The organism is Leifsonia sp. NPDC080035 (genome assembly GCF_040050925.1).
Classification (GTDB): domain Bacteria; phylum Actinomycetota; class Actinomycetes; order Actinomycetales; family Microbacteriaceae; genus Leifsonia.
The window spans coordinates 2,321,579-2,343,797 of the sequence record NZ_CP157390.1 but is presented as its reverse complement, the minus strand read 5'-3'; the positions used below and the strand labels follow the sequence as shown (position 1 = coordinate 2,343,797).

Annotated in this window: 19 protein-coding genes; 10 read left to right on the top strand and 9 right to left on the bottom strand. The window is 70.2% G+C overall.

Features of this window, described 5'->3' with window-relative positions; genetic code table 11:
- Positions 1-16: 16 nt before the first annotated feature.
- The 3 genes from AAME72_RS11460 to AAME72_RS11450 all read left to right on the top strand — a co-directional run bounded on the left by AAME72_RS11460 (position 17) and on the right by AAME72_RS11450 (position 2,427).
- Positions 17-1,522 carry an alpha-N-arabinofuranosidase gene (locus AAME72_RS11460; RefSeq protein ID WP_348786690.1) on the top strand — a complete coding sequence of 502 codons (1,506 nt, stop codon included), beginning with the start codon at positions 17-19 and terminating at the stop codon, positions 1,520-1,522.
- A gap of 99 nt (positions 1,523-1,621) precedes the next feature.
- Positions 1,622-1,864, top strand: coding sequence for a hypothetical protein (locus AAME72_RS11455; RefSeq protein ID WP_348786689.1), 243 nt, complete (start codon positions 1,622-1,624; stop codon positions 1,862-1,864).
- A complete protein-coding gene (locus tag AAME72_RS11450; protein WP_348786688.1) occupies positions 1,861-2,427 on the top strand; it encodes a hypothetical protein in 567 nt (188 codons plus the stop codon). Before AAME72_RS11455 ends, AAME72_RS11450 begins: the two co-directional genes overlap by 4 nt.
- A 52-nt stretch (positions 2,428-2,479) precedes the next feature.
- Here AAME72_RS11450 and AAME72_RS11445 read toward each other — a convergent pair whose 3' ends face one another.
- Positions 2,480-3,088 (bottom strand): GNAT family N-acetyltransferase, encoded by a 609-nt coding sequence (locus AAME72_RS11445; protein WP_348786687.1) that lies wholly within the window; start codon positions 3,086-3,088, stop codon positions 2,480-2,482.
- A 17-nt stretch (positions 3,089-3,105) separates the two neighbouring features.
- Here AAME72_RS11445 and AAME72_RS11440 point away from each other — a divergent pair, with 17 nt between their 5' ends.
- The 3 genes from AAME72_RS11440 to AAME72_RS11430 all read left to right on the top strand — a co-directional run bounded on the left by AAME72_RS11440 (position 3,106) and on the right by AAME72_RS11430 (position 7,220).
- Complete coding sequence (locus AAME72_RS11440) at positions 3,106-3,945, top strand: helix-turn-helix domain-containing protein (RefSeq protein ID WP_348786686.1); 840 nt, start codon at positions 3,106-3,108, stop codon at positions 3,943-3,945.
- The gene (locus AAME72_RS11435) at positions 3,942-4,805 is read left to right on the top strand and encodes an aminoglycoside phosphotransferase family protein (RefSeq protein ID WP_348786685.1); all 864 of its coding nucleotides are present in this window, start codon (positions 3,942-3,944) and stop codon (positions 4,803-4,805) included. Before AAME72_RS11440 ends, AAME72_RS11435 begins: the two co-directional genes overlap by 4 nt.
- Before the next feature lie 165 nt (positions 4,806-4,970).
- Positions 4,971-7,220: an alpha-galactosidase gene (locus tag AAME72_RS11430; protein ID WP_348786684.1), complete on the top strand. Its 2,250-nt coding sequence runs from the start codon at positions 4,971-4,973 to the stop codon at positions 7,218-7,220.
- A gap of 102 nt (positions 7,221-7,322) precedes the next feature.
- Here the strand turns inward: AAME72_RS11430 and AAME72_RS11425 are convergent, their stop codons facing one another.
- Complete coding sequence (locus AAME72_RS11425) at positions 7,323-8,456, bottom strand: ROK family transcriptional regulator (protein WP_348786683.1); 1,134 nt, start codon at positions 8,454-8,456, stop codon at positions 7,323-7,325.
- A 99-nt stretch (positions 8,457-8,555) separates the two neighbouring features.
- Between AAME72_RS11425 and AAME72_RS11420 the strand changes: the two genes are divergently transcribed.
- The 4 genes from AAME72_RS11420 to AAME72_RS11405 are packed head-to-tail and all read left to right on the top strand — an operon-like array spanning position 8,556 to position 13,088.
- The gene (locus tag AAME72_RS11420) at positions 8,556-9,506 is read left to right on the top strand and encodes a sugar ABC transporter permease (RefSeq protein WP_348786682.1); all 951 of its coding nucleotides are present in this window, start codon (positions 8,556-8,558) and stop codon (positions 9,504-9,506) included.
- 22 nt (positions 9,507-9,528) lie between these two features.
- Positions 9,529-10,452 (top strand): carbohydrate ABC transporter permease, encoded by a 924-nt coding sequence (locus tag AAME72_RS11415; RefSeq protein ID WP_348786681.1) that lies wholly within the window; start codon positions 9,529-9,531, stop codon positions 10,450-10,452.
- Positions 10,453-10,460: 8 nt separating this feature from the next.
- Positions 10,461-11,825, top strand: coding sequence for a sugar ABC transporter substrate-binding protein (locus AAME72_RS11410; RefSeq protein WP_348786680.1), 1,365 nt, complete (start codon positions 10,461-10,463; stop codon positions 11,823-11,825).
- A 57-nt stretch (positions 11,826-11,882) separates the two neighbouring features.
- Entirely contained in the window at positions 11,883-13,088 is a 1,206-nt protein-coding gene (locus AAME72_RS11405; protein ID WP_348786679.1) for a Gfo/Idh/MocA family oxidoreductase, read from the top strand.
- A 74-nt stretch (positions 13,089-13,162) separates the two neighbouring features.
- Here the strand turns inward: AAME72_RS11405 and AAME72_RS11400 are convergent, their stop codons facing one another.
- The 7 genes from AAME72_RS11400 to AAME72_RS11370 all read right to left on the bottom strand — a co-directional run bounded on the left by AAME72_RS11400 (position 13,163) and on the right by AAME72_RS11370 (position 22,046).
- Positions 13,163-13,855, bottom strand: a complete 693-nt coding sequence (locus tag AAME72_RS11400) for a phosphatase PAP2 family protein (RefSeq protein WP_348786678.1) — start codon at positions 13,853-13,855, stop codon at positions 13,163-13,165.
- Between the two features lie 32 nt (positions 13,856-13,887).
- Positions 13,888-15,117 carry a multidrug effflux MFS transporter gene (locus tag AAME72_RS11395; RefSeq protein ID WP_348786677.1) on the bottom strand — a complete coding sequence of 410 codons (1,230 nt, stop codon included), beginning with the start codon at positions 15,115-15,117 and terminating at the stop codon, positions 13,888-13,890.
- Between the two features lie 247 nt (positions 15,118-15,364).
- Positions 15,365-16,546 (bottom strand): ROK family transcriptional regulator, encoded by a 1,182-nt coding sequence (locus tag AAME72_RS11390; RefSeq protein WP_348786676.1) that lies wholly within the window; start codon positions 16,544-16,546, stop codon positions 15,365-15,367.
- A gap of 16 nt (positions 16,547-16,562) precedes the next feature.
- On the bottom strand, positions 16,563-18,821 hold the full coding sequence (gene yicI, locus AAME72_RS11385; protein WP_348786675.1) for an alpha-xylosidase: 2,259 nt from the start codon (positions 18,819-18,821) through the stop codon (positions 16,563-16,565).
- Positions 18,822-19,718 (bottom strand): carbohydrate ABC transporter permease, encoded by an 897-nt coding sequence (locus tag AAME72_RS11380; protein WP_348786674.1) that lies wholly within the window; start codon positions 19,716-19,718, stop codon positions 18,822-18,824.
- The gene (locus tag AAME72_RS11375) at positions 19,718-20,668 is read right to left on the bottom strand and encodes a sugar ABC transporter permease (RefSeq protein ID WP_348786673.1); all 951 of its coding nucleotides are present in this window, start codon (positions 20,666-20,668) and stop codon (positions 19,718-19,720) included. The genes AAME72_RS11380 and AAME72_RS11375 overlap by 1 nt, the downstream gene beginning before the upstream one ends.
- A gap of 67 nt (positions 20,669-20,735) precedes the next feature.
- Positions 20,736-22,046 (bottom strand): extracellular solute-binding protein, encoded by a 1,311-nt coding sequence (locus AAME72_RS11370; protein WP_348786672.1) that lies wholly within the window; start codon positions 22,044-22,046, stop codon positions 20,736-20,738.
- Positions 22,047-22,219 lie beyond the last annotated feature (173 nt).

The following is a 22,219-nucleotide window of genomic DNA, read 5'->3' as shown; positions in this document are numbered from 1 at the left end:
GGACCTGCGGACAGTCATGCCTGAAACGACCATCGCCCTCGACCGTGCCGACCGCGTCGCCTCGATCGACCGCCGCATCTTCGGCGCGTTCGTCGAGCACCTGGGGCGCTGCGTGTACGACGGCCTCTACGAGCCCGGCCACCCGACCGCGAACGAGGACGGCTTCCGCCTCGACGTCGTCGAGCTGGTGAAGGAGCTCGGGTCGACCACCATCCGCTACCCCGGGGGCAACTTCGTCTCCGGCTTCCGCTGGGAGGACTCGGTCGGCCCGCGCGAGCAGCGCCCGGTGCGCCGCGACCTCGCGTGGCACTCGCTGGAGACCAACCAGGTCGGGCTCGACGAGTTCTCCCGCTGGCTGAAGCTGACCGGCTCCGAGCTGATGCTCGCCGTCAACCTCGGCACCCGCGGCATCGAGGCGGCGCTCGACCTGCTCGAGTACGCCAACCATCCGTCCGGCACCGCCCTCAGCGACCAGCGGATCGCCAACGGCACCGTCCAGCCGCACGACATCCGGATGTGGTGCCTCGGCAACGAGATGGACGGCCCGTGGCAGACCGGCTACCTGACCGCGGAGGACTACGGGAAGCTCGCGGCACGCACGGCCGCCGCCATGAAGATGGCGGACCCGACCCTGGAGCTGGTCGCCTGCGGCTCCTCCGGATCCGGGATGCCGACCTTCGGCGACTGGGAGCGCACGGTGCTCGAGCACGCCTACGACCACGTCGACTTCATCTCGGCGCACGCCTACTACCAGGAGCGGAACGGCGACCTCGGCTCCTTCCTCGCCTCCTCGCTGGACATGCAGTACTTCATCGACACGGTGATCTCCGCTGCCGACCACGTCGGCAGCAAGCGGAAGAGCACCAAGAGGATCGCGATCTCCTTCGACGAGTGGAACGTCTGGTACCTCGACGAGCACAAGGAGTCCGACGAGGTCAACGACGAGTGGCGCGTCGCCCCGCGGCAGCTGGAGGACGTGTACTCGGTGGCCGACGCGGTCGTCGTCGGCAACCTGCTCATCACGCTGCTGAAGAACCACGACCGGGTGCGGAGCGCCTCCCTCGCCCAGCTGGTCAATGTGATCGCGCCGATCATGACCGAGCCGGGAGGCGCGGCGTGGCGGCAGACGACGTTCTTCCCGTTCTCGGTCACCAGCCGGCTGGCGAAGGGCGACGTGCTGCGCCCGACGATCAGCACCGGCACGTACGAGACGGTCGTGCACGGCGACGCCGGGATCGTGGACGCGGTCGCGACGCACGACGCGGAGAGCGGCCGCGCGGCGGTGTTCCTGGTCAACCGCAGCCAGACGGCGGCGGAGACCGTGCGCATCGACGTGCGCGACCTCGGGGTCGCCACGGTCGAGGAGGCGCTGAGCCTGTTCGACGACGACGTGTACGCGAAGAACACCTTCGCCGACCAGGAGCGCGTGGGCCTCAAGGCGAACGGTTCGGCGAGCCTCGCAGACGGGGTGCTCACCATCGAGCTTCCTCCCGTCTCCTGGACGGCGGTCGCGCTGGCCTGAGCCGGCGACAGGACGATCCGAGGCTGGGCGGCCGCCACGAGGGCGGCCGCCCAGCCTCGCGTGTTAGTGTCCTTGCGGCCACGACGGGGAAGGGGTCCGGTGTCGAAGAGGATGTTCGCGCAGCTCTGTGCGACCATCGTGCTCGGCATCCTCGCGGTGGCCATCGGGCGAGGGATGCACGACCTCGGCGGCGTCGTCGTCTTCGCGGTGTGCGTCGTCGCGACCGTCGTCTCGGCTTTCCGGGTGCGGTCGCTGCGCGCCAAGGACCTCGCCGCGCGCCGCCGTGTCCCCCAAAATGCCGCTACCGACGAGGACGGGCATCGGTCAGGCTCGATTCGATGAGCGGCCAGCGGGAACTGAAGCGGGAGACGGATACGGCACAGGACACGGTCCTGCGTCCCTTCCGGAGCCTCTTCGTGCGCGGGCTCGTCGCCATCCTCGCCCTGACCACCCCCGTGTTCGCCGTGCTGTACTGGCTGACCATCCCGGACGGCCCGTGGCTGCTGGTGCTCATCGCGCAGCTGCTCGTCATCGCTGCCACGGTGCTCGGCGTCTACGCCTTCTTCTCCACCACGATCACGCTGCGCGCCGACGGCGTGCGCGAGCGCGGCTTCTTCGGGCGGACGGTGCTCGTGCGTCCCGCGGACGTCGGGTCCATCGTGCTCGTGCAGCTCTACGAGGCAAGCACACTGGACACGCTGCCGCAGCTCTTCGTGACCGGCGCGGACGGCCGGCTGCTGCTCCGGATGCGCGGCCAGTTCTGGCCGCTCGAGGACATGGAGCGCGTCGCGGAGGAGCTGGATGTGCCGGTGACCCGGCCGGAGGAGTCGATGACCCTCACCCAGCTGCGCCGCAGCTCCCCCGAGCTGCTGTACTGGTTCGAGCGGATGCCGCGGTTCCGCTGACGCGGCCCCACGACGCGCGCTGCGCGACCGTCCCCGCAGCGGATGGGCCGGCTCAGACCTCCGCGTCGGTGCGGATGCCCAGCACGGGGCCTCCGGGACGGCTCGAGGGGAGCTCGTGGAAGCCGAGGCGGTCGTAGAACGCGCGCGCCGAGTGGTTGTCCGGCGACATCGTCAGGTAGACGGCGGGGACGCCGCGATCGCGCAGCGCAGCGAGCAGCGTGCGGATCAGCCGGCGGCCGAAGCCCTGACCCTGAAGCTCGGGCAGCAGATCGATGTGCAGGTGCGCCGGGTAGTCGGCGACTTCCCGGGGGATGCTGCTGCGCACGTTCCTGCCGTAGCCGATCATCTCCCGCTCACGGTCGTCCCCGGCGGACTCGAGCGGGTGCGCCGCGATGAAGCCCGGCAGCCACTCCGCCTCGTACCAGTCCGCGTACGCGACCGAGTCGGCGACCGCGATCACGTAGCCCGCGACGTGGTCACCGGTATCGACGACGAATGCGAGGTCGGGCTGGTAGGCGGCGTATGGCCCGGCGAAGATGTCCGGCAGCAGGGAGTCGTCGGAGTAGAGGCCGGTCGCGTCGCCCCCGCTCGCTCCGGTGCGCAGGCACACCTCGTACAGGTCGTCCCGGTCGGCCGGCTGGTACGGGCGGATGAGAGTCACCGTGAAAGTATGGCAGCGTGAGCCAGACCACCGCCGCCGGCCCGCGCAGCAAGGGCCTTTTGACGCCGCATGCCGGCGCGCCCGTGACCGTGGAGCGACGCTTTCCGGGCGAGGCGGCGGCCGCGTTCGCGAGGCACTACTGGCTGCCGCGCTGGCGGCTGACGGCCGGGACCGACATCCGCCAGGCCGTGCTCGAGTATCCGACCGCGAACCTGGTGGTGGAGCCGGACGCCGTGCTGCTGCACCGCGCGAGCCGCGGCCTCTCCACCCGCACGCTCCGCGGAGAGGGGTGGGCGTTCGGGGTGATGCTGCGGCCGGGCACGGCTCGCGGCTGGACCGGAGCGTCCCTGCGGGGGCTGCCGGCCGCCCTGCCGGCGACGGCACTCGTTCCGGAGGCGGCGGCCGCGATCGCCGCGGCCTCCGCACCGATCCGCGAGCGTATGGACGCCGGCGACGACTCCGGCGCGATCGACGCCTTCGAGGCCGCGATCACCGGCCTTCCGGCGCCTGGCGCGGATGCCGAGCTGGTGGATGCGATCGTCGCGACGGTCGAGGACGACCGCGAACTACTCCGGGTCGAGCAGCTCGCCGACCGCTTCGATCTCAGCGTCCGCAGCCTGCAGCGGCTCGTCGCGGGGCACATCGGGTTCGGCCCGAAGTGGCTCATCCAGCGCTACCGGCTCCAGGAGGCGGCCGCCGCTCTGAGGTCGGACGCTCCGCCCCCGATCGGTCTGCTCGCCGCCGAGCTGGGGTACGCGGACCAGGCGCACTTCACCCGCGAGTTCAGGGCCGTGGTCGGCTCGACCCCCGGCGCGTACGCGGCCCAGGTCGCCGCGGAGCGCGAGGCGGCGCGGTGAGCGTGCCGCCAATCGGCAGCGGGACGGCACGGGACCCCGCGGCGACGCTCGCTCCGTGGCGCGAACGCTGGTCGCTGACGCCGGACGGCGAGGCGTTCGCGACGCCGTCCAGCATCCTGCAGCCGGTGTCGAGCGGCGGGCGGCCGGCATTCCTCAAGCTCGCCACCGTCGACGAGGAGGCGGCTGGAGCGCGCGTGCTCGCCTGGTGGGCGGGGCGCGGAGCGGCCGCGGTGTACGAGGCGGACGGCGACGCGGTGGTCATGGAGCGGGCGACGGGGCACCGATCCCTGGAGGCGCTGGCCGCGTCCGGGCCCGACGGCGACGACGAGGCCACGCGCATCCTCTGCCGGACGGGACTGGCGCTGCACCGCGTGGACGACGCGCCCCGGCCGGACGGGATCGTCGACCTGCACCGCTGGTTCCGGGAGCTGTTCGCGCACGCACGCGAGCATCCCGGCGCCCACGGCGGGTTGTTCGCGGCGGCGGCCTCGACCGCGGGCGACCTGCTCGACCACCAGGAGGGCGATGCGGTGCTGCACGGCGACCTGCACCACGGCAACGTGCTCGACTTCGGCGAGCGCGGCTGGCGGGCGATCGATCCGAAGCACATCCACGGCGACCCGGCGTTCGACTTCGCCAACATCCTGTGCAACCCGTCCGCCTCCGTGGCGCTGGGCCCCGGACGGCTGGAGCGCACGGCGGCGGTGATCGCGGCCGAGACCGGTGTCGACGAGCGGCGGATGCTGCGCTGGGTTCTCGCGTGGTGCGGCCTCTCCGCCGCGTGGTCGGAACGGTCAGGCGACGACGGGGCCACGGCAGTCCGGGTCGGGATGCGCGCGCGGGCGCTGCTCGGCGCGTAATTCCGGAGGGCGCGCGCGACACACCGGTGGGATGACCGTTCCTACGGAGTTCCGGGAGCGTTGGGCCGGGATGTCCGGAGTTGCGCGCGGTTCACGACGGGATCCCCGGTCCGGGTGAGGGCGTGCAATACTTTTGCGGAGGAATTAACTGCGCGAGGGAGCGGCATGACCATCGACACCATCCACCTGACGGCCGGCGGCGTGAGCGTGCTGGTCGACGTGCGGGGCGGGCTGCTGCCCGCGATCGCGCACTGGGGCGCCGCGCTCGGCGAGCTGGATGCGACCGGCGCGCGGGCGGTCGTGCTCGCGGGCATCCCGCCGCAGGCCAACAACACGGTCGACGAGCCGGTGCGCGTCGCCGTCCTGCCGGAGCAGCGCACCGGCTGGCTGGGCCGTCCCGGGCTGAGCGGCAGCAGGGACGGCGCGGCCTGGTCGCCGTGGTTCCGGGTGACGGAGGTCGAGGCGGTCTCCGCGACGGACGCGGACGCGAGCGCCGGACCCGGCGGCGGCCTCGTCACCCTCACCGGCGGCGGCGCCGTGCGGGTGACGGCACGCGACGCCGCCGCCGAACTCGAGCTCGCGATCGACCTCGAGCTGAGCGCGGCGGGCGTGCTGCGCACGGCCGCGACCCTCACCAACCTCGGGGCCGCGTACCGGCTCGACGACCTCTCGCTCGCGCTCCCCCTCCCGCCGCGGGCGCGCGAGACCCTCGACTTCGCCGGCCGCTGGGGCAAGGAGCGCACCCCGCAGCGCGGCGAGCTGACCGTCGGCGCGCACGTTCGCGAGGGCAGGCGCGGCCGCACCGGCGCGGACGCCGCGACCCTGCTCACCGTCGGCGAGCCGGGCTTCGGCTTCGCGCGCGGCGAGGTGTGGGGCGTCCACGTCGGCTTCAGCGGCAACCACCGCCACTACGCGGAGCGGCTCTCCAGCGGCGAGCAGGTTGCCGGGGGCGGCGAGCTGCTGCTTCCGGGGGAGGTCGTGCTCGGCACCGGCGAGAGCTACCGCACCCCGTGGCTCTACGGCGCATACGGCGACGGCCTCGACGACCAGGCGCGGCGGCTGCACCGGCACCTGCGGGCGCGGCCGCAGCATCCACGCCGTCCGCGGCCGGTGACGCTCAACGTCTGGGAGGCGGTGTACTTCGACCACGACCTCGCCCGGCTCACCGACCTCGCCGACCGCGCGGCGGCGATCGGCGTCGAACGCTACGTGCTCGACGACGGCTGGTTCCGGCACCGCAGGAACGACACCGCGGGCCTCGGCGACTGGTACGTCGACGAAGGCGTGTGGCCGGACGGCCTCACCCCTCTGATCGACCACGTGCGCGGGCTCGGGATGGAGTTCGGGCTCTGGTTTGAGCCGGAGATGGTGAACGCGGACTCCGACCTCGCGCGGGCGCATCCCGAGTGGATCATGCAGACCGGCGGCCGGCTCCCCGTCGAGTCGCGGCACCAGCAGGTGCTCAACCTCGGCATCCCTGAGGCGTACGCGTACATCCGCGACCGGATGGTGGACATCCTGTCGCACGACGACATCGCCTACATCAAGTGGGACCACAACCGCGACCTCGTGGACGCGGGAACGTCCCCGAGCGGGCGGCCGGGCGTCCACGAGCAGACGCTGGCGACCTACCGTCTCATGGACGAGCTCAAGGAGCGGTTCCCCGGCCTCGAGATCGAATCCTGCTCGTCCGGGGGCGCACGCGTCGATCTGGGTGTCATCGAGCGCACCGACCGGGTCTGGGTGTCGGACTGCATCGATCCGCTCGAGCGGCAGGAGATGCACCGCTGGACTCAGCAGCTGCTGCCTCCCGAGCTGCTCGGCGCGCACATCGCCTCCGGGCGCTCGCACACCACGCATCGCGAGCACGAGCTCTCCTTCCGCGCGGCGACGGCCCTGATCGGGCACCTCGGGATCGAGTGGGACCTCGCGGCGGCGACCGACGCGGAGCTCGCGGCGCTCGCCGAGTGGACGGCGTTCTACCGCGAGCGCAGGGACCTGCTGCACGGCGGCGACCTGGTGCGCATGGACGACATCGACCCGACGCTGTGGGTGAGCGGCGTCGTCGCGCCGGACCGGAGCCGCGCGCTGTACTCGCTCGCCTACCTCGGCCGCTCGAACGAGGGACCGCTCGGGCGGATCACGCTGCGGGGCCTCGACCCGGACCGGCGCTACCGGGTGCGGCCGCTGGCGCTCGGCGACCCGGCGAGCGGCTACCGCGTTCCACCGTGGTTCGCGGGCACCGAGAGCGGCGTCCCGGTCGGAACGGACGGCAGCACGCCGCTGTCGCGGAGCCTGACGCCGGAGGAGACGGAGGGTGTCGTCCTGAGCGGGCGTGCGCTCGCGGCGGCCGGGATGTCGGCGCCGCTGTCGTTCCCCGACCGGGTCTGGCTCATCGACGTCACGGCCGTGTGAGCCGGCGCCCGCCCCGCCATCGCTTCCGGAGATGTTCACGCCTCCGCACGGCGTGTTGCGTGAAGAACTCCGGAACGGATGGAGGGCGGCGGGCGGCGCGGGTCAGCGCAGCATGCGGGAGCGGATGGCGGTGGCGGCGGCGCCGCGCGCCCACTCCGTGAAGGCGAACGGCTGCACCCGCACGGGGGTGCGCACGCTGTCCCAGACCGCCGCGCCCGAGAGCGCGGCGAGCATCGCGTGCTCTCCCGTCTCGCCCAGCCGGGCGCCCTCGCCCGCGACGACGATCGTCGCGGGATCGATGGTGTTCATCACCGTCGCGAGCAGAAGGCCAAGCGCCCCCGCCGCCTCGTCGACCACCGCGCGCAGTGCGGGGTCGCCACGGGAGGCACCGCGCAGCACCTCGTCGTAGCTCACGGCTCGGCCCGTCGCGCGCTCGGCGGCCGACTCCACCGCCTCCGTCGTCAGCAGTGCGCTCGCGCAGCCGTGGTGGCCACGCCAGCAGGTGGCCTCCGTCCAGGCGAGGAGCTGGTGGCCGATGCTGCCGAGCGCACCGTGCGCCCCGCCGACCAGGGCACCGCCCGCGACCAGCCCCATCCCGATGCCGGCGCCGATCGTCACCACGACGAAGGTGTCGAGACCGCGGCCGGCACCGAACCAATGCTGCGCCTGGGTCAGCGCGTTGACGTCGTTGGCGACCGTGACCGGCGGGCCGAGGCGCGCCTCCACGAGGTCGGCGAGCGGGACGTCCACCCACTCCAGGAAGTGCGACTCCCCCACCGTCCTTCCGTCGGCGGTGTTGCCGCCGAGGCTGATCCCGACACCGGAGAGCGGCGCGAAGGCGGCGGGCAGCGCGCGCACCACGTCGGCAACCGCGTCGGCCACCGTGTCCGGCGCGTGCCCGGCGAGCGGCGACTCCAGCTCGGCGCGGACCTCGCCGCGCAGGTCGGTGACGACGGCGTACACGGCATCGGCGGTGACCTTCACGCCCGCGAAGTGCTCCGAGGCCGGATCGAGGTCGAGCGGCAGGATGGGACGCCCGGCGGCGCGGACGAGCGGACGGCCTTGGAACAGCCGGCCGGAGGCGAGCAGCGGCTTGGTCAGCCGGGTCAGGCTCGGGCCGGACAGGCCGAGCCGCTCGGCCAGCTCGACGCGCGAGAGCGGACCGTGGATGAGGATCTCCAGGAGCACGCGCTGCGCGCTCTCCGGGGCTCCTTCCGCCACGACACTCTCCGCCATGCCGACATTCTAGGGTTCCCGATTCCCGATCGGGTGTTGACACCGCATTTAGTTTTGCTGCAACATTAATTCCGTTCCGGTCACGACGAAGGAGTCTCGATGGCCATCACGACCACACGCACCCCCACCCAGGCGGCGCCACCGGCCCCCGGTCCAAGCGCCCCTCCCACCCGCCGCTCGCGCGGAGGAGGCGACGGGCTCATCGCCCTGCTGTTCATCGCACCCGCCGCGATCGGCTTCCTGGTGTTCCTCGCCTGGCCGACCCTGCGCGGCATCTACCTCAGCTTCACCAGCTACAACCTGCTGACCCCGGAGAAGTGGATCGGCTTCGGCAACTACATCCGGATGGCCGGCGACCCCATCTTCTGGCACTCGCTCGGAGTGACCGTCGAGTACGTCGTCATCAACATCGGCGTCCAGACCGTCGTCGCGCTGCTCATCGCCGTGCTGATGCAGCGGCTCACGCGCTCGACGTTCCTCCGCGGCATCGTGCTCACGCCGTACCTGGTCTCCAACGTCGTCGCCGGTATCGTCTGGCTCTGGATCCTGGACACCCAGCTCGGCATCGGCAACCAGCTGCTCGGCGCGCTCGGGCTGGAGCACATCCCGTTCTTCGCGAGCGAGACCTGGTCGATCCCGACCATCGCGCTCGTCAACGTCTGGCGGCACGTCGGCTACACCGCCCTGCTGCTGTTCGCGGGCCTCCAGGCCATCCCGTCGCACGTCTACGAGGCGGCGCGGGTGGACGGCGCGAGCGAGTGGCGGACGTTCTGGAGCGTCACCATGCCGCTGCTGCGTCCGGTGCTCGCGGTCGTGCTGATCATCACGGTGATCGGGTCGTTCCAGGTGTTCGACACCGTCGCCGTCACCACGAACGGCGGACCGGCGAACGCGACGAATGTGCTGCAGAAGTACATCTACGACCTCGCGTTCGGCCGCTTCCAGTTCGGCTACGCGTCGGCGATCTCCGTGGCGCTGCTGGTGGTGCTGAGCGTCATCACGGTCATCCAGTACCGCCTCACCCGCGCCGGCAAGACCGACCTCGACTGACCGCAGGCGAAGGAGCCTCGACATGACAACCCTCGAACCGACACTGCCCGCGGCCCCCGCGCGCACCGGCCGCCGCATCCCGGTCGGCCGCACCATCGCCTGGATCGTGATGGTGCTGATCATCCTGGTGACGCTGTTCCCCTTCTACTGGATGCTGCGCACCGCGCTCTCCACCAACACCGCCCTCGCCTCCGACCCGAGCTCCCTGCTCCCCGTCGACCTCACCCTCGGCGGCTTCGCCAGGGTGTTCGGGCTGCAGAGCACCGAGGAGGCGCTCGCCCAGGGCGGCTCCGGCGCCTCCGTCGACTTCTGGCGGTACCTGCTCAACTCGGTGATCGTCGCGACCACCGTCGCGGTCTGCCAGACGTTCTTCTCCGCGATGGCGGCGTACGCGTTCGCCCGGCTGCGGTTCCGCGGCAGGAACATCGTGTTCGCGGTCTTCCTCGCCGGCCTGATGGTGCCGTCGATCTTCACGCTGCTGCCGAACTTCGTGCTCATCAAGCAGCTCGGGCTGGTGGACACGCTGCTCGGGATCACGCTGCCGAGCCTGTTCATGACGCCCTTCGCAGTGTTCTTCCTGCGGCAGTTCTTCATGAACGTGCCGAGGGAGGTCGAGGAGGCCGCCCTGCTCGACGGCGCGGGGAGGGTGCGCATCTTCTTCCGCGTGATGCTCCCGATGTCGGCGGCGCCGATCGTGACGCTCGGCATCCTCACCTACATCACGGCGTGGAACGACTACTTCTGGCCGTTGATGGTCAGCTACACCGACCAGTCCCGGGTGCTGACGGTCGCGCTCAGCGTGTTCCGCGCACAGACCCCGCAGAGCGGCACGGACTGGTCGGGGCTGATGGCGGCGACCCTCGTCGCGGCGCTGCCGATGCTCGTGCTCTTCGGGGTGTTCGCGCGCCGGATCGTCAACTCCATCGGCTTCACCGGATTGAAATGAGGACCCCCATGCGCGCATCCCGCCGTACCCGGCTCCGCTCCACCGCGGCCGCGATCGCCGCTTCCGCCGCCCTCGTGCTCTCCGGCTGCGCCGCCGGCGGGGCGAGCGAGCCGGCGAACACCGTCAGCTACTGGCTGTGGGACTCCAACCAGCTTCCCGCGTACCAGAAGTGCGCGGCGGGCTTCGAGAAGGCCAATCCCGGCCTGACGGTGAAGATCACCCAGCTCGGCTGGAACGACTACTGGACCAAGCTCACCGCCGGATTCATCGCCGGCACCCAGCCGGACGTGTTCACCGACCACATCTCGAAGTTCGCGCAGTTCGTCGACCTGGGTGTGCTCCAACCGCTCGACGAGCTGGACGCGACGAAGGGCATCGACGACAGCATCTACCAGCCCGGCCTCGCCGACAGCTGGCGGGGACCGGACGGGCACCGCTACGGCACCCCGAAGGACTGGGACACGATCTCGCTCTTCTACAACAAGAAGGTCACGAAGGCCGCCGGTGTCTCCGACGCCGAGCTGAGCGCGCTCAGCTGGAACCCCACGGACGGCGGCAGCTTCGAGAAGATGCTCGCCCACCTCACGGTGGACGCCAACGGCGTCCGCGGCGACGAGCCCGGCTTCGACAAGAACCACGTCGCCACCTACGGTCTCGCCAGCAACGACGCCGGCGGATCGGACGGCCAGACCCAGTGGAGCGCCTTCACCGGCTCGACGGGATGGACGTACACGGACAAGAAGACCTGGGGCACCCACTACAACTACGACGACAAGCGGTTCCAGGACACGATCTCCTGGTACTTCGGGCTGGCGAAGAAGGGCTACCTCGCGCCGTTCACCGCCTACTCCGCGTCCAACGGGCCGGAGGTGCAGCTCGGCAGCGGCAAGGCGGCGCTGTCGATGAACGGCTCGTGGATGATCAGCACGTACGCCCAGCTCAAGGGTGTCGACGTCGGGATGGCGCTGACGCCGGTCGGCCCGACCGGCAAGCGCGCCTCCATGCTCAACGGACTGGCCGACTCCATCACGAAGAACGCCGCGAACAAGGAGGGCGCGGCCAAGTGGGTCGCCTACCTCGCCTCTCCCGCCTGCCAGGACATCGTGGGTGAGCAGGGCATCGTGTTCCCGGCGGTGAAGTCGGGTACCGATAAGGCGATCGCCGCGTACAACGCGCGCGGTCTCGACGTGTCGTCGTTCACGAAGCAGGTGTCCGACAAGACGACGTTCTCGTTCCCGATCACCAACTATGCGGCCGACATCACGGCGCTGATGGCGCCCGCGATGCAGAACGTGTACGCCAACGACGCGCCGGTCTCGACGCTCACCACCACCAACCGGCAGATCGACCTGCTCTTCCAGCAGGGCGGCTGACCGGCCACGCGTCCGCCGCCCCTCGAACCACCCCTGAAATCCCCGAAAGAGAGTGACATGACCTTCTCCATCGCCATGATCGGCGCCGGCCAGTTCGCCGGGCAGTTCGCGAAGCTGTTCGCTCTGCATCCCGGCGTGAGCGCGGTGTACGCCACCGACCTCCTCCCCGAGCGCGCCGAGCGGCTGAACACCGAGTACCACCTCGACGGAACCATCCCCTCCTTCGAGGCGGCGCTCGACGACCCGCGGGTGGACGCCGTGGCCATCTTCACGCAGCGCTGGACGCACGGACCGCTCGTGGTCCGTGCGCTCGAGGCGGGCAAGCACGTCTACTCCGCGGTCCCGATGGCGATCAGCGCCGACGAGATCGCGGCGATCATCGACGCCGTGCGCCGCACCGGGCTCACCTACATGATGGGCGAGACCAGCCACTACAACCCGGCGACCGTGTACGCCCGCTCGCAGATCGCCGACGGCGCTTTCGGCCGCGTCTTCTACGCGGAGGGCGACTACGTCCACGACATGGACCTCGGCTTCTACGACGCCTACCGCTACTCGGGAGGCGACGAATGGAAGTCGACGGCAAGCTACCCTCCGCTGCTCTACCCGACGCATTCCATCGGCGGCATCCTCGGCGCCTGGGGCACCCACGCGGTGAGCGTCTCCGCGATCGGTGTCGCCGACGACCGCGGCGACGGCGTCTTCGACCGCGAGGTGAGCATGTTCGGCAACGACTTCTCGAATGCGACGGCACTGTTCGAGGTCGATGGGGGCGGGTCGTTCCGCACGAACGAGTTCCGCCGGGTCGGCTACCCGTCGCACATCCGCGAGTCGCGGTTCCGGTTCTTCGGCACCGAGGGCAGCTTCGAGCAGCTGGCGACGGTGTCGCACCGCACGGACAAGGACGGCGTCACCGACATCACCGACCTGCTGCAGCCGAAGCCGACGCTGTCGCCGGACGACCCGTCCCTCGCGCACGTCTCCCCCGCCCTGCGGGACGCGTTCACCTCGGGCAGCGCGCCCATCCACGACCGGAGCCGGCTTCCGCGCGAATTCGACCACGTGACGAACGGGCACGAGGGCAGCCACCACTTCCTCGCGGACGACTTCGTGCGCGCGGTGAACGAGCGCAGCCTGCCGCCGGTGAACGCCTGGCAGGCGGCGCGCTACACGCTGCCCGGGATCGTCGCGCACGAGAGCGCCCTGCAGGGCGGCGTGCGCCTCCCCATCCCGGACTTCGGCCCCGCCCCCACGTCCCTCTAGCCCCTCACACGCACGATCCCGAAGCCGCCGAGTACGCAGATCCTCTCCGTACTCGGCGGTTTCTCGTCGATTTTCTACGTACTCGGCGGTTGCGCGGGGCGGGGGCGGAGGAAGGGATGCGGGAGGGCGCTCTCGCGGGCGAGGCGGTGCGCGAGGGGGGCCCAGACGATCACCGCGACGCCCGCGCCGAGGAGCAGGCCGCCGATGGTGTCGCTCAGCCAGTGCGCGCCGAGGTAGGTGCGGCTGACGGCCATCAGGACCGCCCATGCGATGCCGGCGCACCACACCCAGACCCGCGGGAAGAGGATCGCGAGCACGACCACCATCGTGGCCGCGTTCGCCGTATGCCCCGACGGGAATGAACCGGTGTCGACGTTGACCAGGATCTCGGTCGGGCGCGCCCGGCCGACCGTGTGCTTGATCACCTGCACCGCCAGCACCGAGAGCAGGCTGGCGACGGCGAAGAACGTGGCGCCCCACGGCCGTCGGAACGCCAGGAGCAGCAGGAAGATCACGAGCGGGATGATCACCGAGCCGAGGATCCCGCCGCCGACGTAGTTGAAGAACAGCGCGGGGACGGTCCAGACCGGCGAGCGGTGCTCGAGGATCTCCTCCATCCACTCCAGGTCCAGCGCGAACGGCTCGTGCGGCCGGAACGCGATGATCGCTCCCAGCACGAGGACGAGCCCAACGGCGACGGATGCGGAGATCAGCGGCCAGCGCCTGCTGATCTCCCGCGCGGTACGGATGTCCTGCGGGCTCGCCATCCCCCCACCGTACCTGCGGGCGGCCTCGGGCGTCAGTGCGCCAGCTCTGGCACCGTGCGCGGGCGCACCACGAGCCACAGCGACGCGATCGACACCAGTGCGCAGATCGCCATGACGGCTCCCATCGGGGCCGCACTGCCGACGCCGAGGATGCCCACGATCGGCGAGACGATGCCGGCGATGCCGAAGTTCAGGGCGCCGAGCAGGCTGGCCGCGGTGCCCGCCTCGTGGCCGTGGCCGTTCAGCGCGAGCACCTGCACGCACGGGAAGCCGAAGCCGCACGCGGCGATGAAGAACCAGAGCGGGATCGCGGTCCCCCACAGCCCGACGTGGGCCTGGTCGAGGACGACGATCGCGACCGACGACAGGAACATGACGACGGTGGAGACCGCGAGGATCCACTGCGGGCCGAAGTACTTGGTCAGTCGCGACGCGGACTGCACGCCGATGATGATGCCGATCGAGTTGACGGCGAACAGCAGGCCGTACTCCTGCGCGTTGAACCGGTAGATCTCCTGGAAGATGAACGAGCTCGACGAGAGGTAGGAGAACAGTCCGGTGAAGTTCGCGGCGCCGACGATCGCGATCCCGACGAAGACCCGGTCGCTCAGCACTGACTTGTAGCGCTGGCCGACGGTCGAGTGCCCGGCGTCGTGGCGACGCGCCTTCGGGAGGGTCTCGACGATCCAGAGCGAGACGCAGACGATGACGAACAGGCCGTAGCAGGCGAGCACCACGAAGATCCCGCGCCACGGCATGACGAGCAGCAGCCACGAGCCGACGACCGGAGCCAGCACCGGGGCGAGCCCGTTGACGAGCGCGAGCCGGCTCAGCATCCGCACCAGCGGGCGGCCGCCGAACAGGTCGCGGACCATCGCCATCGCGACGACACCACCCGCGGCGGCGCCGATGCCCTGCAGCGCACGCGCGGCGCCCAGCAGCTCGACGTTCGGGGCGACCGCCGCGGCGAGGCAGGCGACGATGTGGACGGCGGTGGCGGCGATGAGCGGCAGGCGGCGGCCGATCTTGTCCGACCACGGGCCCACCAGGAGCTGGCCGACGCCGAAGCCGATCGTGGTGGCCGTCAGCGTCAGCTGGATGGCCGCGGTCGAGACCTGGAAGTCCTCCTGCAGCGTCGGCAGGGCGGGCAGGTACGTGTCGATCGTGAACGGCCCGAGAGCGGTGAGGGCGCCGAGGATGAGGATGTACGCCAGGCGCTGACGTCCGGAGAGCGAGTCGCCTGGATGCACGACGGTGGTCACGAAAGGGGTCCTTGCTGAGTCGGGGGTGGTCGGTGGAGCGGTGGGGACGCGGCCGAAAAGAAGCACCGCGTCGGCGCGCGGTGCTGTCAGCCCCGCTCGAATCGATTCGACCCGCGGGACGCCCACAATCCTATCCCCTCAGCGCCTCTAATGTGAACGTGCACATGCCCGCGAGCACAGGAAAAATGCTCCGATTCGCCCCCAACCGCGACACAATTCCTGTGCTCGCGGGCCTCGTCCCCGAGCGTCAGGCGGCGGGGGCGGCGAGAAGCGGGGCGAAGGCGAGCTCGGCGGCCCCGATCATGAGGATGTCGCTGCCGAGGGCCGAGCGGGTGATCGTGAGGCTCTCGGCGGAGGCGGCGAGGGCCTGCGCGGCGACGAGGTCCGGGAGGCGCTCCGGCGCGAGCTCGTGGAGCGCGCCGAGGAAGCCGCCGAGGACGATCCGCTCGGGATCGAACACGTTGGTCGCGTTCCGCAGCGCGGTCGCGAGGTAGCCGACCTGGCGGTCGACCTCCGCGGTGACGGCCGCGTCCCCCGAGCCAACGGCGGCGGCGAGCACGCGGGAGAGCTCGTCCGGGTCCGCGGAGGCGAGCCCGAGCGCCCGGAGCAGCGCGCGCTGGCTCACCTCGGTCTCCAGGCAGCCGATCGCGCCGCAGTGGCAGCGCACGCCCGACGAGTTGACGAGCGTGTGGCCGAGCTCGCCGGCGTACCCGCTGATGCCGGTCAGCGGCGAGCCGCCGACGATGACGCCCGCACCGATACCGGAGGCGCCGCCGTTCACGTACACGAGGTCGGAGGCTCCCCGTCCGGCGCCGAACAGCCGCTCCGCGTTCGCGCCGAGGCTCGCGTCGTTCGCGGCCAGCACCGGGTATCCCGTCGCCTCCGCCAGCTCGGCCGCGAACGGCTCCTCCGCCCACTCGAGGTGCGGTGCGAGCCGCACGACGCCGTCCTCCTCGCGCACGAGGCCCGGCACCGCGACACCGACGCCGACGACCCGGGATGCGCGGCCGAGGTCCGGCCGCAGCCCGTCGATCACCGCGGAGGCGATCGCCGCCGCCTCCTGCGCGGTCGGGACGTGCCCGGTCGGGTAGCGCACGCGCCGGTGCACGACGGCGTCGAGCCCGACCACGCCGACGGTCACCGCATCCACCTCGGGGTTCACGGCGAGCGCGACCACCCGCCCGTCCGGCGCGATCACCGGGGACGGCCGGCCGACGCGGTTGCTCGACTCCGGCTCGCGCTCGACCACCAGGCCGAGCTCGACCAGCTCCGCCACCAGCGCGCCGATGGTCGACCGGTTCAGGCCGGTGGCCTGGGTGAGCGCCGACCGCGCGACGGGACCACCGCGGTGGACGATGCCGAGCACCGTCCCGAGGTTGTGCCTGCGCACCGTGTCGAGGTTCGTCCCCGCCGTCGTCCTGCCGTTCATGGTCCCGAGTACTGTATTACAGCTCGGCGCGTCCCCCGTCGGCAGCGGCCGTGCGACCGGTGGTCACATCGTGCAGCGTGAACGCGAACCCGGCCGGGCCGGTCGCCGTCAGGCGGTCGCCCGAGCGGGTCACCGCGTACTCCGCGACCTCGCCGTCCGGGGTCACGACCGTGACGTCCCGCGTCCCGTCTGGACCCGGGTACACCGCGAGGGTGAGGCCGTCGCGATAGTCGTGGTCCGGCCGGTCCTCGCGCGCCCCGAGCGGCAGCACCGCCCCCTCCCGTACGTAGAGCGGCAGGCTGTCGAAGCCGTGCGTCTCGCGGAGCCAGCGGCCGCCGGCGACGGCACGACCGGAGAAGAACTCCGTCCAGGTGCCCTCCGGGAGGTAGAACTCCACCTCCGCCGGCGAGAACACCGGGGCGACCAGGATGTCCGGCCCGAGCAGGTACTGCCGGTCCAGGTGGTCGACCGCCGGGTCGCCGGGGAATTCCAGCTGCATCGGCCGCATCACCGGCGTCCCCATCAGGTGCGCCTCGCGGCCCGCGGCGAACAGGTAGGGCATCAGCCGCAGCTTCAGCTTCGTGAAGATCCGCGTCACCTCCACCGCCTCCTCGTCGAACGCCCACGGCACCCGCACGGAGTCGCTGCCGTGCAGCCGCGAGTGGCTGGAGAGCAGGCCGAACGCGGTCCAGCGCTTGAAGACGCCGGGGTCCGGCATCCCCTCGAACCCGCCGATGTCGTGGCTCCAGAAGCCGAAACCGCTGAACGCGAGCGAGAGGCCGCCGCGCAGCGTCTCCGCCATCGACTCGTAGGAGGAGGTGTTGTCGCCGCCCCAGTGCACCGGCATCGTCTGGCCGCCCGCGGTCGCCGACCGCGCGAACAGCACGGCGTCGCCGTCGCCGCGCTCCTCGCGGAGCACCTCGAACACGGCCTCGTTGTAGAGCTGTGTGTAGAGGTTGTGCATCCGCTCCGGCGAGGACCCGTCGAAGTAGTCGACCTCCAGCGGGATGCGCTCCCCGAAGTCGGTCTTGAAGCAGTCGACGCCCTGCGCCACCAGGGCCCGCAGCTTGTCCTGGTACCAGCGGGTCGCGTCCGGGTTCGTGAAATCGACGAGGCCCATCCCGGCCTGCCAGAGGTCCCACTGCCAGACGTCGCCGTTCGGCCGCTTCACGAGGTAGCCGGCGGCCGCTGCCTCGGCGAACAGCGGCGAGCGCTGGCCGATGTACGGGTTGATCCAGACGCAGACGCGCAGGTCCTTCTCGTGGAGACGGCGCAGCATCCCGTCGGGGTCGGGGAAGGTGCGCGGGTCCCACTCGAAATCGCACCAGTTGAACTCGCGCATCCAGAAGCAGTCGAAGTGGAAGACGGACAGCGGCAGGTCGCGCTCGGCCATCCCGTCGATGAACGAGGTGACGGTGGCCTCGTCGTAGGAGGTGGTGAAGCTGGTCGACAGCCAGAGGCCGTACGACCAAGCGGGGACCGACGCCGGACGCCCGGTGAGTGCGGTGTAGCGCTCCAGGATCTGCTTCGGCGTCGGACCGTACACGATGTAGTACTGCAGGCTCTCCCCCGGCACCGAGAACTGGACGCGCTCGACCGACTCGGATCCGACCTCGTAGGAGACGTGACCGGGGTGGTCGACGAACACGCCGTAGCCGCGGTTCGTCAGATAGAACGGGATGTTCTTGTACGCCTGCTCGCTCGAGGTGCCGCCGTCGGCGTTCCAGATGTCGACGACCTGGCCGTTCTTGACCAGCGGTCCGAAGCGCTCGCCCAGCCCGTAGACGAGCTCGCCGACGCCGAGCGACAGCTGCTCGTGCACGAACGCGCCCTCGCCGGCGACGGTCATGTAGCCGAGCGACTTGTGGCCGCTGGAGGTGAGGACCCGCTCCGCGCCGTCCTCGCCGGTCGCCGAGAAGGTGAGCGACCAGGGCGCGCCGCGACGCACGGTCGCGACCAGGTCGCCGGCGCGCAGGCTCGCGGATCCCTCCCCGGAGGAGACCTCGACGTGGCCCTCCTCCGCGGCGAGCGCGAACCCGCGCTCCTCGCGGACGCCCTGCCAGTGCTCGACGCGCACGCCGATCACGTTCGGCAGCGGTGAGCTGAGCGTGACGGTCAACGTCGGCCGGTTCAGGGTGTCGCCCCGGCGCTCGATGACCTTGCCCGGCGCGGTGACCGCGATCGTGTCGTTCGAGGCGCAGACGTCGTACGCCTCCTGGGCGTACACCGGCGTCACGCCGGGACGGGTCTGCCAGAAACCATCGGTGAACTTCATTTACTTGACAGCTCCTGCTGTGATGCCCCGCGTGAGGGTGCGCTGGAAGATGAGGAAGAAGACGAGCGTGGGGATGAGTCCCAGCAGCGCCGACGCGGAGGTGGTCGTCACGTCCATGAGCCGGTCGCCCTGCAGCACGCTGATGGCGACGGGCACGGTCTGGTTGTCGTTGGAGACCAGGAACGTCAGCGGGATGAGGAACTCGTTCCACGTCCAGATGAAGAAGAAGATGAGCAGCACGCTGAGCGTCGGACGGGAGATCGGCACGACCACGCGCCAGAGGATCCGCCAGCGGCCGGCGCCGTCGAGCGACGCCGCCTCCAGCACCTCCCTCGGGAAGGTGCCGTACACGCTCGAGAGCAGGTAGGTGCCGAACGCGCTCTGGATCACCGTGAAGATGATGATGACGCTCCACACGTTGTCGTACAGACCGACCTGCTTGAACATGTAGTACAGCGGGTAGAGCAGCGACTCCTGCGGAAGCATGTTCGCCAGCAGGAAGAGCACGATGATCCAGGTGCGCGCCTTGACCCTGCCGATGCCGAGCGCGTATGCGTTCAGCACCGAGATCACGACGGCGAGCACCGAGACGACGGCCGAGATGAAGACGGAGTTCCAGAGCTTCTGCGGGAAGTTCACCCGGTTCCAGAAGTTCACGAGGCCGTCGGTGTAGAGGTGCGTCGGCAGCTGGAGCGGACCGCCGGAGTTGTAGTCGGCGGGGCTCTTGAACGAGTTCAGCAGGATGAGCAGGAACGGGAACGCGATCCCGACGCCGATCACGATGGCGACGATCAGGATGACCCAGTCGGTGGCCGTCTTCTTCGGCTTCTGCCGCTTCAGCGTGCGCGGGGCGGCCGGGGCGCTGGTCCCCGTCTGCCGGGAGAGGGTGGTGGACATCAGCGCTCGTTCTCCCTGCGCTCGGCCCGGTTCTGGGCGATGATGAAGAGGATGGAGACGGCGATGATGACCACCGTCAGCGCGGTCGCGATCGTGGCGCCGTAGCCGACCTGCTGGCTCTGGAAGAACTCGCTGTACGAGTAGTACGAGGGCACCATCGTCGCGGTGCCCGGGCCACCGCGGGTGAGCGTGTAGACCGGTCCGAACACCTTGAGCGCCGCGATCGTGCAGGTCAGGGTGACGACGAAGATCTCGGGCCGGATGATCGAAACCGTGATCGAGCGGAACCGCTGGAACCAGTTGGCGCCGTCGAGCTCGGCCGCCTCGTAGAGCTCGGGGTCCACGCGCTGCAGCGCCGCCATGAAGATGACGACCGGGTAGCCGATCTGCACCCACACCATCACGGCCATGATCGACGCGAGCGCCGTGTCCGGGCTGCCCAGCCAGTTGTGCTGCAGGTCGCCGAGGCCGATGGCGGCGAGGACCTGGTTGAGCGCGCCGTTGTCCGGCCGCAGGATCCAGCCGATGACGATCGCCGCGATGACGACCGGGAGGATCTGCGGCAGGTAGTACGTCGCGCGCAGGAAGCTGGCCAGCTTGCCGCCGAACTTCTTGCCGATCAGGTCGAACAGCATCGCCGCGAGCACCAGGCCCACGAGCGTCGGGATGACCACCATCGCGATGATCATCGCGATCGAGTTGCCGAACGAGGTCCAGAACTTGTCGTCGGCGAGCAGCCGCTGCCAGTTGTTCAGACCGATGAACTTCGGCGGCCGGATGCCCCGGTAGCTCGTGAAGCTCAGGTAGATGTTCCAGACCAGCGGGATCAGGACGATCACCGCGAGCAGGACGAATCCCGGCAGCAGGTACCACCAGAACGATCCGCGCCCGCTGTCGGGAAGCAGCGACTCGCTACGCTTCCGCGCCGGGCGCGCAGTGAGCACGCTCATGTTTCCTCCGTCGCCGTCGGTCCCGCGGGTTCCGCACGCGTGCAGAACCCGCGGGGTCGATGGCTGGTTACTGGTTGACGATCTGGTCGACGCCGTCCTGGTACTCGGAGCCGAGCTCCTTGTTGACCGCGGCCGGGTCCTTGCTGCCGTTGATCAGCTCCTGCAGGCCGGCGTTCAGCTGGTCGTAGAAGGTGGGCGTGGGCCAGTCGGGGTAGAAGGCGATGCCGTCCTCACCGGTGAGGGTGTTGAAGTTGGCGATCAGGTCCTTCGACTTCTCGTCGGTGATGTCGCTGGTCTTGGCCGCGACGGGCACGCCGCCGTTGTTGCCGAGCAGCGCCTGGATCTTGTCGCTCATCGTGATGTCGATGAACTTCTCCGCGAGGCCCTTGTTCTTGGCGTTCTCCGGGACGACCCACATGTTGCCGGCGGAACCGGGCGACATCTTCGCGCCGGGGAACAGGAACGTGCCCCACTGGTACTTCGTGATCTCGCTCTGGAAGCGGCCGTACCACCAGCTGCCGGAGAAGAAGATCGGGTACTTGCCCGCGATGAACGCGGTCCCGGCGTCCTCGGCCTTCAGGCCGGAGGCGTCCTTGGAGATGTAGCCCTTCTTCACCCAGTCGTCGACGGTCTTGGTGGCGTAGCTGAGCGCCTCGCCCTTCCAGTCGACCTTGCCCTTGTAGAGCTGGTAGTCGTCCACCCACGAGCGGTCGGCCTTGGTCAGCGCGAGCTGGTACCAGAGCTGGCCGAGGGGGTACTCGGCCGCGGACTCGGCGAGCGGGGTGACGCCGGCGGCCCTGAACTTCTGCAGTGCGGCGACGAAGTCGTCGTACGTCTTCGGGACCTCGACGCCGTACTTCGCGAACATGTCCTTGTTGTAGTAGACCTCGACGTACTCGCCGTAGTTCGGGACGCCGTACCAGGAGCCGGAGCCCATGATGCCCTTGTCGTCGTACTTCGCGGTGGTCTGCAGGCTCGAGGCGAGCTTCTTGTCCCAGCCGTACTTCTTCACCGCGTCGTCGAGGTTGGAGAGCAGGCCCTGGCTGGCGAGGAGGCCGGCCGTGGCGTTGCCCTTGTTGTACTCGAGGATGTCCGGCGCCTCGTTGGAGTTCAGCACCTGGGACGCGGTGGAGCGGATCTGCTCGAAGCTTTTCGCCTCGAACTTCACCTTCGCCCCGGTCTCCTTCTCGAAGTCCGTGATGGCCTGGGCCCAGGCCTTGCCCATGGCGGAGTCCTCGCCCTCGTAGTGCCAGAGGGTGAGCGTCTTGCCGGTTCCGTCCGTGCTGTCGGAGCCCGAATCGGACGAGCTGGAGCATCCAGCGAGCAGCAGCGCACCGGCGGCCAGGATCGCGCCGAATGCGAGGTGCTTCTTGCGCATCGTTTACCTCCTTGTAGTGGAGTGGACGCGCCTGTGCAGGCCTCGCAGCCACTCCGATGCAATTTGTTGACGAACACAACATAAACGACGTTTCGAAAAGACGCAAGCTGGATTCTCGCGTCGGCATCCTGTGTTTAGAGGGTGGAAAGATTAGTTCGGGTGCCCAACAATAG